A 17,904-nucleotide genomic window follows, 5' to 3' on the forward strand; every position below is an offset into this window, starting at 1 on the left:
ATGTACCGTACCCGCCGCCTGGCCACACTCGCGCGCTCGCTGCGCCTCCTGCGCTCATTCCGGTACGAACAGTTCCGCCCCCGCATTTTCTATTCCGGTCTGGCGCGGGACACTTTTTTGCTTCTCGACGCTTCCTTGAACGACCTCACAGCCACCACCTTGAACACCGCTGCCGTGCTGGACGTGGGCGGCGGACCGGGCTACTTCGCCGAGGAGTTCGCGCGGATGTTTCCCGGCGGCTGGTACGTGGGCATGGAGCCGAGCGTGTCCGAGATGTCCGCGGCTGGTATTTCGGGCTACGGCGCGGTTCGTGGCGATGCCGTGGCGCTGCCGTTTGCCGATAATTTTTTTGACCTGGTGTTTTCCTCCAACGTGGCCGAGCACATTCCTGATTGGCAGGCGATGGGCGAAGAGATGCTGCGGGTGGTGAAGCCAGGCGGGTTGGTGGTGCTGAGCTACACCGTGTGGTTGGGTCCCTTCGGCGGCCACGAGACCGGGTTGTGGCAGCACTACGTGGGCGGCGAGTTTGCGCGCCGCCGCTACGAGCGCATCCACGGCCACGCCCCGAAAAATGTGTGGGGCGACTCCCTGTTCGCTGTTTCTGCAGCTGAGGGGCTGCGATGGGGCCGGGAGGTTGGGAGTGCCCGGGTGGTTGGCGACGGCCGGGCGGTTGATGGTGGCCGGGCGGGCTCAGCGCGCCCGGGCGCCCGCCTCGCCGCCGCGTTCCCGCGCTATCACCCCTGGTGGGCGTGGTGGTTGGTTCACATCCCCGTTGTGCGGGAGTTTCTGGTGTCCAACCTGGTGTTGGTGCTTCTCAAGGAGTGAGCCTTGAGGTTTGCGCGGCGGTTTTTAGCGACCTCCGCAAATATGCCTCTGAGCTAGCTGGCGGAATGTAACCTCTGGCAGGGCGCTCCGGAACGAGATGACAAACTCGTTCCGAGCGCTTCACATATCCCCAGGTCGCCATCCGAGATGACAAACTCGTTCCGCGGGCTGGACCGCGTCAGCGCCGCGGCCGAAGACCTAGTCGCCCTTGGCGGCGGCTGCCTCGGCCTCGCGCTCTGCCTTCGCCATGGCCACCTTGGCCTCGCCAGCGGCGTTGGCCTCGGAGATGGCCTTGGACACGGCCTCGGCGATGACCTCGGTCATGCGCTTGGTGGCGCGGTTGGCCACCTTGATGCGCTCGGCGAGGAGGTCCAGCTCGTCGAAGATCTCGTGCGGCACGCGTGCGCCGAGCTCCTCGAGGTACTCGCGGGATTCGGTGAGGTCGGACTTCCAGCCCTCCGGATCCGGGTAGAGCGCCTCCTGCACATCCTCGATCGGGATGTTCAGGCCGGTCAGGTCCAGGTCCTCGGCGCGAGCGGTGTGGCCCACAACGGTCTCGATGGCGCCCACGTTGCCGTCGATACGCTCGGTGATCCACTTCAGCACGCGGGAGTTGTCGCCGAAGCCCGGCCAGAGGAAGCGGCCGTCGTCGCCGCGGCGGAACCAGTTGACCAGGTAGACCTTCGGCATGCGGTCGCCGCCGGCCTCACCCATGTCAATCCAGTGCTGGAAGTAGTCGCCCACGTTGTAGCCGATGAACGGCAGCATCGCCATCGGGTCGTGGCGCAGGGTGCCCACCTTGGCCTCGGCGGACGCGGCGGTCTGACCGGAGGAGAGCGTCGCACCGATCATGGTGCCGTGCTCCCAGTCGTACGCCTCGGTGACCAGCGGCACGGTGTCCTGGCGGCGGCCGCCGAAGAGGATGGCGTCAATCTTCACGCCACGGTAATCGTCGTACTCCGGCGCAGCAGTCGGGCACTGGGCGATGGAGACGCAGTAACGGGAGTTCGGGTGTGCCGCCTTGCGGTCATCCTCCGGGGTCCAGTCCTTGCCGCGCCAGTCGATCAGGTGCTCCGGCTTCGGGCCGTCCATGCCCTCCCACCAAACATCGCCGTCGTCGGTCAACGCGACGTTGGTGAACAGGGTGTTGCCCGGCTCCATGGTGCGCATGGCGATCGGGTTGGACTCGTAGTTCGTGCCCGGTGCAACACCGAAGAAGCCGTTCTCCGGGTTGACGGCGTACAAACCGTCGTCGCGAAGCTTGAGCCAAGCAATATCGTCGCCGACCACCTCTGCGCTCCAGCCCTCCAGGGTCGGGGTGAGCATTGCCAGGTTGGTCTTGCCGCAGGCGGACGGGAAGGCGGCGGCCATGTGGTAGACCTTGCCCTCTGGGTTGGTGAGCTTGAGGATGAGCATGTGCTCAGCCATCCAGCCCTCTTCCTTCGCCATCACGGATGCGATACGCAGGGCGTAGCACTTCTTCGCCAGGATGGCGTTGCCGCCGTAGCCGGAGCCGTAGGACCAGATCTCCTTGGTCTCCGGGAAGTGGGAGATGTACTTGGTGTCGTTGCACGGCCAAGCGACATCCTCCTCGCCCTCCTCCAGCGGGTGGCCCACGGAGTGGAGGCACGGCACGAAGTTGTCGCCTTGGATCTTCTCCAGCGCCTGGGTGCCCATCCGGGTCATGATGCGCATGGACATGACCACGTACTCAGAGTCCGTCAGCTGCACGCCCAGCTTCGGGTCCGGGTCAGAGATCGGGCCCATGCAGAACGGCACGACGTACATGGTGCGGCCCTTCATGGAGCCGTCGAAGTGCTCGCGCATCTCCTGCTTCAGCGCTTCCGGCTTCATCCAGTTGTTGGTCGGGCCCGCGCCAACCTGCTTCTCGGTGGAGATAAAGGTGCGGGACTCCACGCGAGCAACGTCGGACGGGTTGGAGCGGGCGAGGTAGGAGTTCGGGCGCTTCTCCTCGTTGAGCTTGATCAGGGTGCCCTTCTCCACCAGTTCGGCCGCGAGGCGGTCCCACTCCTCATCCGAGCCGTCCGCGAACACCACCCGGTCCGGGTTGAAAAGGTCGACTGCCTCGTTGATCCAGGCGATAAGGGCCTCATTGTCCGTGGGTTGCTGGCCTTCGAGGCGCTTGACTGCTGTGGTCATGGTCTCTCCTTCTAAAACACCTTCACTTAACTCCCAAGCCTAACGAAACACCCGCCGACCCGTGGCCAACTTGACAAACCATCAGCCCCGCGAAACTTGTTTTCCCGCATGTCATGTGGACAATTAAGGCGATGAATACTCCCGATACTTCCAGCGAACGCACAGGAACCGGTGAGCTGCCGCAGGGCCGGCCGCTGCAAACCCAGTTTGATACCGGGCTTGATTACCCGCGCCTCGGCTCCGTGACGTTCCGCCGCGGCACCCTCACGGACAACCAGGAGGCCCTCTTCGAGGAGTACTGGCCGAAGCTGGGGCGGGTGCTTGCCGACGAAACTTTGGACATCCCCGCCTGGTTCGGCCGCGACGGGCACCCCACCATCGTGGAGATTGGTTCCGGCACCGGAACGTCCACCGCGGCGATGGCTCCGCTTGAGGCGGACACCAACATCGTGGCCGTGGAACTGTACAAGCCGGGCCTGGCCAAGTTGCTCGGCTCCGTGGTGCGGGGCGACATCGACAACGTGCGCATGATCCGCGGCGACGGCGTGGAGGTGCTGGCCCGTATGTTCGGCGAGGAGTCGCTGGACGGCGTGCGCATCTTCTTTCCGGACCCGTGGCCGAAAGCGCGCCACCACAAGCGCCGCATCATCCAGTCCGGCACGCTGAACCTTATTGCCACCCGCCTAAAACCCGGCGGCGTGCTGCACGTGGCTACTGACCACGCGGATTACGCCGAGTGGATTGATGAGCTGGTGGACGTGGAGCCGCAGCTGGAATACATGGGCTGGCCGTGGGAGGACGCGCCGCTGCTCACGGACCGCCAGGTGATCACTAAATTCGAAGGCAAGGGCCTGGACAAGGACCACGTGATCCGCGAGTACCTGTGGCGGAAGAAGGGCTAGAGATGGACCTCAACGACATGACGCACCCGTACACGCCCGGCGCGCAGGCCGGCCCGGCCAGCTACCTCCTGGTGTGGGACGCACCGAACATTGACATGGGCCTCGGCGCCATCCTGGGCGGGCGCCCCGCCGCCTCCCACCGCCCCCGCTTCGACGCGATCGGCCGCTGGTTGATCACGCAGGCGCAGTTGCTTGCCGACGAAACATCGGAGCGCATCGAGCCAGAGGCAACCGTGTTCACGAATGTGTCGCAGCAAGGCGCGGAAGCGGTGCGCCCCTGGGTTGAGGCGCTGCGCAACATGGGCTTCGCCGTGTTTGCCAAGCCGAAGAGCGACGAAGATTCTGACGTTGATGTGGACATGGTGGCGCACATTGAGCGTCGTCACGCAGAGGGCGTGCTCCGGGGAGTGGTCATCGCTTCCGCGGACGGCCAGAACTTCATCGAGCCCATCGCCGAGCTGACCGAGGTGGGCATCCCGGTGACGGTGCTGGGGTTCCACGAGCACGCTGCGTGGGCCGTGAACTCTAAGGACGTGCGTTTTGTGGACCTGGAGGACATCCCAGGGGTGTTCCGCGATCCGCTGCCGCGCGTGAACCTGGATGCCCTGCCCGAGGGCGGTGCGTGGCTGCAGCCGTTCAGGCCGCTGGTGTCGCTGCTGTCCAACACGCGCGAGCACCGCGAGCACTAGGAGGCTGCCCAAGTGTTCTACAAGTGGGGCCACTTTGCCTACCGCCACCGCAAGATCATCCCCGTGGTGGTGGTGCTCCTGATTATCCTCATGCAAGTGTTCTTCGGCTCCAAGCTGGGTGAACGCCTGTCGCAGGAAGGGTGGGAGGACCCGCGCGCGGACTCCACCACCGCGGCCGTGATCGAGCAGGAGCAGTTCGGGCGCGACAACTCGGGCGACGTGATTGTGTACGTCACCGCGCCGGGTGGTGTGAATGACCCGGAGGTGTTCCACGCGGCGAATGCACAGATCAGCGGGCTGCGCGAGCAGTTCCCGGAGGAAGTGGCCTCCATCCGCAGCTACTTCGCCAACCCCAATTCTCAGCAGATGAACGCGGACGGCACCGCGGCGTTCGCGGCAATCGGCCTGGCAGGCGACGGAGAGCAGACGCTGAAGGATTTCCGCGCCATCAAGCCGGCGCTGGACGCGATCGAGCTGCCAAACGGCGCAGAGGTGCAGATTGCCGGCGCGACCGCGGTGGCAGACGCGCTGGATAAGGGCATGGCGGACGACATCGCCCGTGCGGAGCGCATCGGCTTAGTCTTCGTGGCCATCATCTTGCTCTTCGTCTTCGGCGGCGTGGTGGCGGCGGCGATGCCGCTGATTGTGGGCATCCTCTCCATCGTCGGATCCCTGTCGCTCTTGGCCATCCTGGCGCAGTACCAGCAGGTGAACATCTTCTCCCAGTCCATCATCACCCTGCTCGGCCTGGGCCTGGCCATCGATTACGGCTTGTTCATGGTGTCGCGCTTCCGCGAGGAGCTGGACCGCGGGCTGGACACCCGCGAAGCCGTGGCCGTGACCACCACCACGGCGGGCAAAACGGTGTTCTTCTCTGCCCTGATGGTGGGCGTGGCGCTCTCCGGCCTTTTGATGTTCCCGCAGGCGTTCTTGAAGTCCGTGGCCTACGGCGCGATCAGCGCCGTGGTGCTGGCCGCCATCATTTCCGTGACCATGCTGCCGGCGCTCTTCGGCATGCTGGGCACAAACATTGACAAGTGGTCGGTGCGGCGGACGTCGCGAAGCGGCAGGCGCCTCGAGGACACCGTGTGGTACCGCATCCCGGCCTGGGCGATGCGGCACGCCAAGAGCGTTGCGGTGGGCGTGAGCGCGCTGTTGCTGTTGATCACGGTGCCGATGGTGGGCATCACCTTCGGCGGCATCAACGAGACGTACCTGCCGCCGAGCCAGGAGACCCGCCAGGCGCAGGACGCGTTCAACGAGGAGTTCCCCGCCTTCCGCACCGACCCGATCAAGTTCGTGGTCACCGGCGCGGACAGTCAGCAGCTGGTGGACGTGGTGATGCAGACCCGCCAGGTCACCGGCTTGGCGGCACCGCTCGCACCAGTACACCCGACCGAGGACGGCACCACGGTACTCTCCGCGCCGCTGGCGGACCGCACGGGAGGCAAGGAGGTTGTGGACCAGCTCCGCGCCATCTCGGTGCCGGAGGGCGTGTCGACGTACGTTGCAGGCACGCCCGCAATGGAAGTCGAGTCCATCGAAGCCCTGCTGGAGCGGCTGCCGTGGATGGCGCTGTACATGGTCCTGGCCACGTTCCTGCTGATGGCGCTGGTGTTCGGCTCCCTGATCCTGCCGGCCAAGGCCGTGATCATGAACATCCTGGGCATTGGCGCCACGCTCGGCTTCCTCACCATGGTGTTTGTGGACGGCGTGGGCTCCGGCCTGCTCAACTTCACCCCGGGCCCGCTGATGAGTCCGGTGCTGGTGCTGATCATCGCGATTCTGTACGGCCTCTCCACCGACTACGAAGTCTTCCTGGTCTCGCGCATGGTGGAAGCCCGCAACCAGAGCGCGGACACGGACCGCGCGATCAAAGACGGCACCGCGCACACCGGCGGCATCATCACCGCCGCGGCGCTGATCATGATCGTGGTCGCCGCCGCCTTCGCCATGAGCGACATCGTGATGATGAAGTACATCGCCTTCGGCATGATCTTCTCGCTGGCCCTGGACGCCACAATCATCCGCCTCCTCCTGGTCCCCGCCGTCATGCACCTGCTGCGCGAGGACAACTGGTGGGCACCGGCCTGGGTTAAGCGCGCGGCGAACGCGCTGGGCGAGAACCAGGCGGCGGCCGTTGGTGCCGCTGGGGGCGCGGGGGTTGGCGAAGTGAACGTCGATAAGCATGTGCCCGGGGAGCAGCCGATCGGGGAGATGGTTGTGGACACGCAGCCCTACCGCTCCGGCGTGAGTGTGGAGGAGGATGCGTCCTTGGTGCCGTTTAGCCAGCTCATGCGGGAGTTGGAGCAGCGCCGGACCCGGGAGGCGCTTGAGCAGTTGAAGAAGCCGGAGCTTGAACGTTAGCGGGTGGCGGCAGTGGCTGCGCTGGCTCGCGCCGGTGGCGCTGCTAGTGCTGCTGCTCATTGTATTCCGCGATAAGCTGCCGTTTTTGGGCGAGGCCTGGGGCGTGCTGCAGAGGGCCACACTCGGCCCGGTGCTGGCGGCGGTGGTGACGGCATCACTGTCTTTGGCGGCGATGGCCGGCGTGATGCAGATCCTGCTGAACGTGGAGGGGCGCATCACGGGTCCCGCGCGCACGAACGCGATCACGCTGGCATCCAACGCGTGGTCCACCACTGTGCCGGGCGGGCCGGCGATTTCCGCGTGGCTGACGTTTCGCGTGCACCGTTCCTGGGGCGCGTCGGTGGGGCTGTGCGGCTGGTTCTTCGTCATCTCCGGCGCGCTGTCCACGGTGTGGATGGGGGTAATCGGCGTCGCCGCAGTTGTGCTGTTGGGCGCGGAGCTGTCCCTGCTCTCCCTCGGCGGCGCGTTTGTGCTGGCCGTCGGTGCCATCGGCGGGCTGTTCTGGGCCACCCGCCACCCGGCGGTGCTGAAGCGCTGGGTGGGGTTTGTGCCGGACAAGGTGCGCGTGCGCGTGGAGCAGGTGATCGACCAAGTCGCCGCCATTCGCATGACCGGCGGGCAATTCGCGGCAGCCGCGGCGCTGTCCCTGCTGAACCGGCTGATGGACCTCTGCACCATGTTCTTCGCGGTCTGGGCCGTCCTGGGCACACCCCCGGGGCTTACAGCCGGGCTGAATGAGATCACCATCATGGGTGTTGCGCTGGCCTACATCATGACCAAACTCGCCGGCGCCGCCCAGTTCACCCCGGGAGGCCTGGGCACCGTGGAGCCCGTGGCCGCAGGCATGCTGGTAGCCGGGGGCATGACGCTTGTCGACGCCACCGCAGCAACCGTCATCTACCGCACAATCTCCTTCGCCTTCATCACCTTGGTCGGCTGGGTAATCTACGCGGCGGTGTACGCAGGCCGCGGGTACTTGGTAGGAATTCGCCTAGCGGATGCTGAGAGACGGAACTATCCTGCGGGGCATGAAGGTGCCACCGATAACTGAACGTAGCGTTGACTGGGAGCCGATTGCGTGTGTGGGCTGGGAGGGGCATCAGCGGGGCGTCGACAAGCTACAAGCTTCTTTTCCTGAAACAGGCAGAGTGCGGCTGAAGAAGAAGACCTCCAACCTGTTTCGCAAACGGAAAAGCGGCGGCGCGGGGCTTGACGTCAGCGGGCTCGGCGGGGTGATTGCGGTTGACCCGGTGGCGAAAACCGCTGATGTGCAGGGCATGTGCACCTACGAGGATCTTGTCGACGCAACGTTGCCCTTCGGGCTCGCGCCACTGGTGGTGCCGCAGTTGAAAACGATTACCCTGGGCGGTGCCGTGAGCGGCATGGGGGTCGAATCGACATCGTTTCGCAACGGGCTACCGCACGAATCCGTCATCGAGATGGATGTGCTGATCGGTACCGGCGAAATCGTCACCTGTTCGCGCACCGAGAATGTGGAGTTATTCCGTGCGTTCCCGAACTCGTACGGATCGCTCGGCTACGCCGTGCGTCTGACCATCGAGCTGGAAGCCGTGCCCGAGTTCATCGAACTTAACCACGTGCGGTTTTCGGACCTGCGCGACTACGAAGCCGCGTTGGCCCGCGCTGCCGAAAGCGGCGAGTGGGACGGCCGGGCGATCTACGGCCTCGACGGCGTGGCGTTTAGCAAGGACGAGCAGTACCTCGTGCTCGCGTTTCGCGCCGAGTCGGCGCCTGGGGTGTCTGATTACACGCGGCAGCAGATTTACTACCGCTCGATCCAGCACCCACACGGGACGAAGCACGACTACCTGACCATCCGCGATTACATCTGGCGCTGGGACACCGATTGGTTCTGGTGCTCGCGCGCACTCGGAGCACAGCACCCCACCGCGCGCAAACTGTGGCCACGCGAGCTGCGCCGCAGCTCCTTCTACTGGAAATTGGTCGGCTTGGATAAAAAGTACGACTTGGAGTACCGCTTCTTGAAGAAGCCAAAGGGGCTTGCCCGCACCGAGCGCGTGGTGCAAGACATCGAGGTCACCGACGGCCGGCTCGCCGAGTTCCTAGACTGGTTCTTTGACGCGAGCTCGATTCAGCCGGTGTGGCTGTGCCCCATCCGGCTGCGCAGCGGCGTTGAGGAGCTGGCCGGAGCGGGTATCGACGCGGCCGAGCCGTGGCCTCTCTACCCCTTGAAGCCGGGCACGACGTGGGTCAACGTCGGGTTCTGGTCCGGCGTGCCCGCTGACCACGTCTCGCCCGCGCAGGAACCCGGTGCCTTCAACAAAGTCATTGAGGCGAAAGTCTCCGATCTTGGCGGGCATAAGTCGCTGTACTCGGAGGCGTTCTACTCTCGCGAGCAGTTCGCAGCGTTATACGGCGGCGAACTTCCCCAGCAGATGAAACGCACCTACGACCCGGACGGCAGATTCCCGGGCCTCTACGAAAAGGCGGTGGAGAATGCTTAATTTTGAACCAATGACGGTGGCCGACATCGTCGACACGCTGTTTCCCTCCAACAATCCGTTCCGGTGGGTCGCCTTCGACGGCACGGCAACCGGCCCCGAGGACGCCGAGCACACGGTCCGCGTGACCAGCCCGGAGGGGTTGTCTTATATTGTGACCGCGCCCGGCGACGTGGGGCTTGCGCGTGCGTGGGTGACCGGGGGCCTTGTAGTCGAGGGCGAGCACTTGGCGTACCCCTACGGCGTTTTCGATAATCTGCGAACACTGTACGACTCGTTTCAGAAGCCGGACGCGGGCGCATTGGTACGCATCATGCGCTCCCTGCGATCTATGGGTGCGATCCAGATCCAGCCAATCCCCGAAGCGGAGCAGGCGAGCTGGCTGGAGAGGCGCGTGCGCCAAGGCCTGGCCGTGCATTCCAAGCAGCGCGACGCTGAGGTGATTTCCTCGCACTACGACGTGGGCAACGACTTTTACGAGCTGTTCCTCGGCGATTCAATGGCGTACACCTGTGCTTACTACCCCACCCCGGACGCGAGCCTGGACGAGGCGCAGGAGAACAAGTTCCGGCTCGTGTTTGAAAAGCTGCGCCTGAAGCCTGGCGACAGGCACCTCGACGTGGGCTGTGGCTGGGGATCCATGGTGCGCTACGCTGCGCGCCAGGGTGTCCATTCGCTCGGCGTCACCCTGTCCAAAGAGCAGGCCGAGTGGGCGCAGTCGAAGATCAAGGAGGAGGGTCTCGAAGACCTCGCGGAGGTGCGCTTTCTGGATTACCGCGACGTTTCAGAAACCGACTTCGACGCCATCTCGTCCATCGGCCTGCTCGAGCACATCGGTGTGGGCAACTACGCCAGCTATTTCCAGTTCCTTTCGGACAAGCTGCGCCCGGGCGGTGTCATGGTGAACCACTGCATCACGTACCCGGACAACCACAAGACGGACAAAGGCGCGTTTATGAACCGCTACATCTTCCCCGATGGGGAACTGACCGGTTCCGGCACGATTATCAAGATGATGCAGGACAACGGGTTCGAGGTGTTCCACGAAGAGAACATCCGTCTCGATTACGCGCGCACGCTCCGCGACTGGTGCCTCAACCTCAAAGACAACTGGGACGAAGCAGTCGCGCTCGCCGGCGAAAACACCGCCAAGCTGTGGGGGATGTACATGGCTGGGTCGCAGTGGGGCTTCGAACACGACGTGGTGGAACTGCACCAGGTGCTGGGCATCAAACTAGATAGCAACGGCTCACGCGCTGGAACGCCCGAGCGCCGGTGGTGGAACGACTCGGTATTTTAAAGGGCCGTGCGCTGGCTGTGGATTCTGCGCCGCAGAATTATGCGCGGCAGAATTTTGCCACACCGGTCCCATCCGTAACATGCCGCCGGCTCCTTGGGTGGCTCGGCGCCACATGGTAACTACCAGAAGGTCATTAACCGCCGTCGCCCGAATTGAAACGGTGACGGTTACTCGGTTAATGACCATCTGCAAGCAACACTTTGCTAGCAACACTCTGCAGGTGACCATCTGGTCATGACCGTTTGCCGAGCCTAGAGTGGTGGGCATGAAGCGAACGATTTCGAAGCCGTCGGCAATCGCCGCGGACTACGTAGCCATTGCCGTCTTCGCGCTGCTGGCGCGAGCGGCGCACCGAAGCGACGACATGCCGTTCACCTTCACGGGGTGGCTATCCACCCTGTGGCCGTTCGCCCTCGGCGTGACGCTGGGGTGGCTGATCGTGCGCCAGAACAAGGGCGGCATCATTTGGGCGGTCACCGTGATCACCGGCCTGGTGATCTGGGGCCTGCGCAATCAGGCGGTGCCGCACTGGTCCTTCGTCATCGTTGCTACGGTGATGTCCGCGCTGCTGATGCTGGGCTGGCGCGCCATTGCGGGATTCGCCGGCAAGAACGCCGGCAGGCGCGAAAGCTAGAAGCTGGAACCCCAGGCGAAGAGCGGGTTGCCGGAGCTCAGCCCGTTGAAGAACCAGATGGTGTTCGAGATGATGTCGCCGAGGATGTCGAGCGTGCTGGAGAGCATGGGGTGCCTTTCGTCAACCTGCCCGCTTAGAGCGGTGCGATGGTGTGCTTCTTGGGCAGGTCAAACGCCTGCTTGGTGCGCAGCTGCCGCAGGGCGCGGCGCAGCGCCAGCCTAGTCTCGGAGGGCTGGATCATCGAATCGATGTACCCGCGCTCCGCGGCGACGTACGGGGATGTCATGTTCTCGTCATAAAAGTCCATGAATATCTTCTTCATGGCCTCGCGCTGGACGGGGTCCTCCACCGCGGCAAGCTGCTTGCCCTGCAGCGTGATCGCGGCGGCGGCCGCGCCCATCACGGCAATCTGCGCGGTGGGCCACGCAAAGTTCAGGTCGCCGTTCAGGTTCTTCGAGCCCATCACCGCGTATGCGCCGCCGTACGCCTTGCGCACGATCAGGGTCACCTTGGGCACGGTGGCCTCCACACCCGCGAACGCGAACTTCGCGCCGCGGTGAATCAGGCCCTGGCGCTCCTGCTCCACGCCGGGCATGTAGCCGGGTGTATCCACTACGTAAACGATGGGGATGTTGTACGCGTCGCAGGTGCGGATGAAGCGCGCGCCCTTATCGGCGGCGTCGGCATCGATGCAGCCTGCGAGGTACATCGGGTTGTTGGCGACGAAGCCGACGGGGCGGCCGTCAATGCGCCCGAACGCGCAGATCAGGTTCTCCGCGTAGTTGGCTTGGATTTCCACCAGCTCCTCATCGTCGCCAAGCTGGACCAGAAGCTCCATCATGTCGTAGCCCGCGTTGGTGTCGTCCGGCAGGAACGTGTCCAGCTCAGCATCATCCAAGTCCTCGTCCGCCGGCGCCCAGACCTCGGGCAGCGGGTCGAAGGTGGAGGTGGGCAGGTGGTCCAGCAGGTCGCGGACGAAGTCGAAGGCCTCCTCCTCACTGTTCACCACCGCGGAGATGTTGCCGGACTGCTCCTGGATGCGTGCGCCGCCAAGCTCGGCGGAGGTGATGTCCTCGCCCGTCACCTCGCGGATCACGTCCGGGCCGGTGACGTACATCTCGGACTGCCCGTCCACCGCGATGACAAAGTCCGTGGTCACGGGCGCATATACCGCGCCGCCGGCGGACTTGCCCAGCATGATGGAGATCTGCGGGGAGCGGCCCGACAGCGGCAGCTGCCGGCGCGCAATCTCGGAGTACATGGCCAGGGACGTCACCGCGTCCTGGATGCGGGCGCCGCCGGAATCCTGGATGCCGATCACGGGGCAGCCGATCTTGATGGCAAACTCCATCACCTCGACCACCTTGCGGCCGAAAGTCACGCCCACCGAACCGCCGTACACGGTTTTGTCGTGGGCGTAGATGGCTACCGGGCGACCGTCGATGCGCCCGTAACCCGTAACAACGCCGTCGGAATACACCGCGTTCTCATCGCCCGGAGTACGCGCCAGGGCGCCGATTTCCACGAAGGTGCCTTCGTCGATAAGCGCGGCAATGCGCTGGCGCGGGGTGGTCAGACCGGCGTCGTCGCGGCGCTTGCGGGAGCGCTCCGAACCCGGGTCCTGGGCTTTCTCCAGCCGCGCGCGGAGGTCGGCGAGCTTCTCGGCGGTCGTCATCGGTTACACGTCGTCCTTCCCGGCACCGCGTTCCGGCAGCGCCGCCAGCCACTCATTCATGTGCTTGCCCACGATCCCCACCGCCGGCTCATCCACCACTGCGAGGTGGTCGCCGGGCAGGTGCACAATGGTCAAGTCCTCGACGATAGCGCCCCAGCCCCCATCCTCGTCAATGTGGGCGTAGTTCGGCTCGAGCGTAATCGCGCCGTCATGCATCCGCTCAGCGCGGAACAGCAGCACCGGCACATCCACCTCCGCCCAGCGGGAGAAGTCCAGGTGGTTCAGGATCTGGTTGTCCACGAAGCTGGCGCGCTGGTGCTCCAGGACGCCGGCCGCCAGCCCGTGCGCGGAAGCGTCCGTGGTAGCCAGGAATTCCTGCAGCATCTCCAGCAGCGCCTCTTCGCCCGCGGTTTCCAGCAGCTCGTAGGGCACCTCGAAGTCCAGGCCGTACGTTTCCTTGGCAAACGTTGCGTAGCGGCCCCAGCGCGCCTTGGTCTCCTCCATCGTGCGCGGGATGGGCACGGACGGCTGCGTTGTATCCAGCAGCGCGATGAACGCCACCTTGTCGTTGCCCAGCTGGTGCGCAACCTCGTACGCTAGGGCGCCGCCGAAGGACCAGCCGGCCAGCACAACCTTGCGCCCCGCCGCCAGCTCTTCGATGTCCTTCACGTACGCCGCCGCGCGCTCCTCCAGCGAGCCCTCGAGGCGCTCCACGCCGTACACCGGCACTGCATCGTCCAAGCGCCGGGCTAGCGGCGCGTACACTGCGCTCGAACCGCCGGCCGGGTGGAAGGCGAACACCGGGGTGCGGCCGGCATCGCCGTCGCGGAACACGCGGATATTGCCCTCAACCTCGGTCTCCAGCCCCTCGCGCACCAGGTTCGCCAGCGGCTCCAGCGTCCGCGGCTCACGCACCTGCTCCGCGGTGATCTCGATCCCGCTGCGCTGCGTGAGGTGCTCCGCGAGCTCCTGAGCTTGGCCTTCGCTAATCGACGCAAGCTCGCTGGTCACACCAGCCGCAGCCGCACCCGTAAACTTCGCCCACGCCCCGAAGACCATGCGTTCCGACGCATCGCGCGGCGCAACACCCACGCCCTGGGCGCCGCCAGCCGGGCCCGGAACAACGCCGGCGCCGGAGTCCGCACCGGCCTCCTGGGCCTTGGCCACCTCGGACGCCACGTCACGCGTCTCCGAGTTCATTGCCATGGGCTGCACGGCATCTGCGTGGCCGGCAACGGACTCCTCCACCAGGCGGATCACATCAGCCACCGATGCGTCGCGCAGCGTCTGCACCTGCAGCTGCGGGATCTGGAAATCGTGCTCGATGCGGTTCTTAATGCGCATGCCCATGAGGGAATCCAGGCCAAGATCAATCAGCGGCAGCTCATCCGGCAGGTCCTCCGCCTCAAAGCCCATGGACTCGGACACAATGGCCCGCAGGCGCTCGGGCACGGATTCGCCGGAGGTTGGGTCCCAGCGCATTGATGCAAAGTCATCGTCGATAAGCGAAGGCTCCGAAGCCGTGACCTCCGCAACTCCCGCAACCTGGGTGCGCGCGGTTTCGCCCAGGGAGGACGCGAAGCCCTCGGCGATGCGCTCGGCGCCGTTGTAGACGGTGATGCTCGCGCCGCCGAGGGAGCGGGCGACAATAGTGGTCACCTCACCATCGGCGGGTAGGTAGCCGTGCTCCTCCGTGGCCACCACGGTTGCGCCCGGGACAACTTCCGCGGCCGCTGCCTCGATGAGCTGGTACGGGCTGAAGACCGCGTCTGCCGGCGTGGCAAACGCGACCTGGCCGTCCGGCAGCTCAACCTTCGCGCCCAGCAACGTGCCGCCGTTGGAGGACGGGCGCGCAGGCGTCCACAGGTGGTTGCGCTGGAACGTTACGCCAGGCGCGTTGATGCGCGGCCCCGTGCCGTAGAAACCGGTGAAGTCCACCGGCATGCCCTGGACGTACAGCTTGGCAGCGAGATCCAGCAGGGTTTCCGCCTCATCCAGCTTGCGCTTGGTGGTGAACAGCAGCTGCGCGTCCGGCTTGCCTGCGGCGAACGCGGTGTTCATCATGCCCATCAGCGCGACCGGGTTCGGCGTGACCTCCACCAACGTGCTGTGGCCGGCGTTGAACGCGGCCTGGGTGGCGTCCTGGAAATACACCGGCTGGCGCGTCATGCGCAGGAAGTACTCATCCGTGTGCACGACGGAGCCGGCGGGATACACCTCGCCGCGGTCCACGGAGCTGAACAGCGGCACCGTCAGCGGGCGGGCGGTAATGCCGGCGATCTCGGCGGCCAGGTCGCCCATGATCGGGTCCAGGGCGGAGGTGTGCCCCGCGCCACGCACGTTCAGTTTGCGGGCGAACTTTTCCTGGGCTTCAAGCTTCTCGACGACAGCATCAACCGCCGCAATCGGCCCACCGATGGTGGTCATGCCCGGGCCGGCGTACACGGCCGGCTCCACACCCTGGGCTTCCGGGTGCTCCTCGATGAACGCCGCGAGGTCGTCGGTGCCCAGCTCCACGACGGCCATCGCGCCTTCCTGCGGCGTTCCGGCGATCATGGCCTCGCCCTCGCCCATCAGGCGAGCGCGCTGGCAGGCGATCAGCATCGCATCGCGGTCCGTGATGCCGCCGGCGGCGTAGGCCGCCGCGATTTCGCCCATGGACATGCCCATGGTGGCGGCCGGGGTGATGCCGAACGTGGCCAGCAGGTCCGTCTGCGCGATCTGGATCGCGGTGATGGTGACCTGGCCGGTCTGGGTGTCATACGTCAGCGCGTCATCCTCGATGATCTCCAGCATGGACCAGCCCGCCTCGAAGCGGACCAGCTCATCCAGTTCCCGCATGCGCGCGGCGAAGACATCGGAGGTCTCCATAAGTCGCGTGGCCATCTTGCGGTGCTGCGAGCCAAAGCCCGAGTACACGAACACGGGGCCCATGGTGTTCGGCGCATCCGCCACCGCGATGCCGGTGCCGATCTTGCCTTCTGCAACCAGGCGCAACCGCGCCACCGCGTCCTCGACAGTGCTGGCCTGCACGACGGCGGCGGAGCGGCCGTGGTTGCGCTTGGCCAGGGAACGGGCCACCGGGACCAGGTCCGCGTCCGGGCGGCCCTCCAGGAAGTCCGCGAGTTCCGCGGCAGCTGCTTTACGACGGGACGGCAGCAGCCCAGACACCGGCAGCGCCGCCACATCGAGCCCGGCCAGCCGGGTGGTTTCCGCTTTGCTCGTGGCGGCGGTTGCATCCGCCGCCACGGCCCCGGCGTAGTCTCCCGGCTCAAAGTCCGTGACCACCACGTGCGCGTTTGTGCCGCCGAAGCCAAAGCCGGAGATGCCGGCGACGCGGCGGCCGGAGTAGCGCGGCCATTCGCGCGGGTCCTGCACTACCTCGATGTGCTCCGCGTCAAAGTCCACGAAGTGGTTGGGTGCGGTGAAGTTGGCGGAGGCGGGGATGGTGTCGTGCTTCAGCGCCTCGAGCACCTTGATCAGGGCGGCCACGCCGGCGGCGGATTCGGAGTGGCCGATAGAGGATTTGGCAGAGCCCAGCAGCAGCGGGTTCGCCGCGCCGCGGTTGCGCCCCAGCACGGCGCCGAGCGCGGTGGCCTCAATCGGGTCGCCCAGAATGGTGCCGGTGCCGTGGGCCTCCACCACGTCAACCTCGGCTGGGTCGATGCCGGCGTCCGCGTAGGCGCGCCGCAACACGTCAATCTGCGCGTCCGGGTTCGGGGCAGTCAGGCCGTTGGAGTGGCCGTCCGAGTTCGTGGCGGAGCCCTTGATTACAGCCACAATCTCGTCGCCGTCCGCCACCGCATCCGCCACGCGCTTGAGCACCACCATGCCGGCGGCTTCGGAGCGCACGATGCCGTCCGCGTCATCGGAAAACGCGCGGATGGCGCCGGACGGGGAGATCACGCCCAGCTCAGAGAACATCAGGGACGCGAACGGGTTGGCCAGGATGTTCACGCCGCCGGCCAGCGCCACGTCGCACTCCCCGTCGCGCAGCGCCCGCACCGCATGGTGCACGCTGACCAGGGAGGAAGAGCACGCGGTGTCCACGTTCATGGACGGCCCGCGGAAATCAAAGGCGTAAGAAATGCGGTTCGGGATGATGGAGCTCGCCGCGCCGGTCAGTGCGTAGGGGTGCGCGTTCGCCGGGTCCGCACCCATGAGCATGCCGTAATCGTTCGAGGAGGAGCCCACGAACACGCCCACAGCCTCACCCCGGAGGCGGTCGGCCGGGATGTGCGCGTCCTCCAACGCCTCCCACGCAACCTCCAGCATGATGCGCTGCTGCGGGTCCATGTTCTGCGCCTCGAGCGGGCTCAGGCCGAAAAACTCGTTGTCAAAGCTGGCAATATCTTCCAGGTAGCCGCCGTCGGTGGCTTCCTCCGCCATCTTGGTGCGCAGGTACGGATCGCCTGTGTACTCGCTCCAGCGCCCGGCTGGAAGCGGGCCGGTGGTCACCCGGCCGTCGATAAGCACCTGCCAATACTCGCCCACCGAGGCCGCACCCGGGAAGCGCCCCGCGGCACCCACCACGGCAATATCGCGCTGCCCGGGGGAGCTTCCTGCTTCACGACGCTCATAGGTGCGCCCCACAGCCCCCGCGCTGGCCGTCAACGCCTTGGCAAGTGCCTCGATCGTCGGGTATTGGTACGCGATGGTGGGATCCACCTTGCGGTTCAGCAACGTCTCCAACTCGCCGGAGAGCACCACCGCGTCCCGAGAAGACAGACCGTAGGACTCAAGCGGCGTGGCGCTGTCCACGACCTCCTGGCCGGTTGTTGCGGCCACCCACCGCGTGAGCCATGCGATCAGATCATTCTCAGTCATAGTGGGAAGCTTATCGCGCTCCCGTGTCCAATTTGTTACCAA

General features: G+C 65.6%; 11 protein-coding genes. 8 read left to right on the plus strand and 3 right to left on the minus strand.

Going from position 1 to position 17,904, the window contains the following annotated elements; all coding sequences use genetic code 11:
• The gene (locus JZY91_RS10095; protein ID WP_234947736.1) at positions 1–825 is read left to right on the plus strand and encodes a class I SAM-dependent methyltransferase; all 825 of its coding nucleotides are present in this window, start codon (positions 1–3) and stop codon (positions 823–825) included.
• A gap of 198 nt (positions 826–1,023) precedes the next feature.
• Here JZY91_RS10095 and JZY91_RS10100 read toward each other — a convergent pair whose 3' ends face one another.
• Positions 1,024–2,985, minus strand: coding sequence for a phosphoenolpyruvate carboxykinase (GTP) (locus JZY91_RS10100; RefSeq protein WP_234947737.1), 1,962 nt, complete (start codon positions 2,983–2,985; stop codon positions 1,024–1,026).
• 131 nt (positions 2,986–3,116) lie between these two features.
• On the opposite strand from JZY91_RS10100, the gene trmB reads away from it, so the two are divergent.
• The 7 genes from trmB to JZY91_RS10135 all read left to right on the plus strand — a co-directional run bounded on the left by trmB (position 3,117) and on the right by JZY91_RS10135 (position 11,360).
• Entirely contained in the window at positions 3,117–3,887 is a 771-nt protein-coding gene (trmB, locus tag JZY91_RS10105; RefSeq protein ID WP_234947738.1) for a tRNA (guanosine(46)-N7)-methyltransferase TrmB, read from the plus strand.
• A gap of 2 nt (positions 3,888–3,889) precedes the next feature.
• On the plus strand, positions 3,890–4,576 hold the full coding sequence (locus JZY91_RS10110; protein ID WP_234947739.1) for an NYN domain-containing protein: 687 nt from the start codon (positions 3,890–3,892) through the stop codon (positions 4,574–4,576).
• A 12-nt stretch (positions 4,577–4,588) separates the two neighbouring features.
• A complete protein-coding gene (locus JZY91_RS10115) occupies positions 4,589–6,943 on the plus strand; it encodes an MMPL family transporter (protein WP_234947740.1) in 2,355 nt (784 codons plus the stop codon).
• Positions 6,933–7,994, plus strand: coding sequence for a YbhN family protein (locus JZY91_RS10120; RefSeq protein WP_234947741.1), 1,062 nt, complete (start codon positions 6,933–6,935; stop codon positions 7,992–7,994). Before JZY91_RS10115 ends, JZY91_RS10120 begins: the two co-directional genes overlap by 11 nt.
• Positions 7,972–9,429: an FAD-binding oxidoreductase gene (locus JZY91_RS10125; protein ID WP_234947742.1), complete on the plus strand. Its 1,458-nt coding sequence runs from the start codon at positions 7,972–7,974 to the stop codon at positions 9,427–9,429. The genes JZY91_RS10120 and JZY91_RS10125 overlap by 23 nt, the downstream gene beginning before the upstream one ends.
• Positions 9,422–10,726: a cyclopropane-fatty-acyl-phospholipid synthase family protein gene (locus JZY91_RS10130; RefSeq protein ID WP_234947743.1), complete on the plus strand. Its 1,305-nt coding sequence runs from the start codon at positions 9,422–9,424 to the stop codon at positions 10,724–10,726. The genes JZY91_RS10125 and JZY91_RS10130 overlap by 8 nt, the downstream gene beginning before the upstream one ends.
• 265 nt (positions 10,727–10,991) lie before the next feature.
• Positions 10,992–11,360, plus strand: a complete 369-nt coding sequence (locus JZY91_RS10135) for a DUF3054 domain-containing protein (RefSeq protein WP_234947744.1) — start codon at positions 10,992–10,994, stop codon at positions 11,358–11,360.
• 133 nt (positions 11,361–11,493) lie between these two features.
• On the opposite strand, the gene JZY91_RS10140 is transcribed toward JZY91_RS10135, so the two are convergent.
• Together JZY91_RS10140 and pks13 are read right to left on the minus strand one after the other, a co-directional pair.
• Positions 11,494–13,035, minus strand: a complete 1,542-nt coding sequence (locus JZY91_RS10140; protein ID WP_234947745.1) for an acyl-CoA carboxylase subunit beta — start codon at positions 13,033–13,035, stop codon at positions 11,494–11,496.
• 3 nt (positions 13,036–13,038) lie between these two features.
• Positions 13,039–17,862, minus strand: coding sequence for a polyketide synthase Pks13 (gene pks13 / locus JZY91_RS10145; RefSeq protein WP_234947746.1), 4,824 nt, complete (start codon positions 17,860–17,862; stop codon positions 13,039–13,041).
• Positions 17,863–17,904 lie beyond the last annotated feature (42 nt).

This window comes from Corynebacterium sp. CNCTC7651, from assembly GCF_021496665.1.
Taxonomy (GTDB): domain Bacteria; phylum Actinomycetota; class Actinomycetes; order Mycobacteriales; family Mycobacteriaceae; genus Corynebacterium.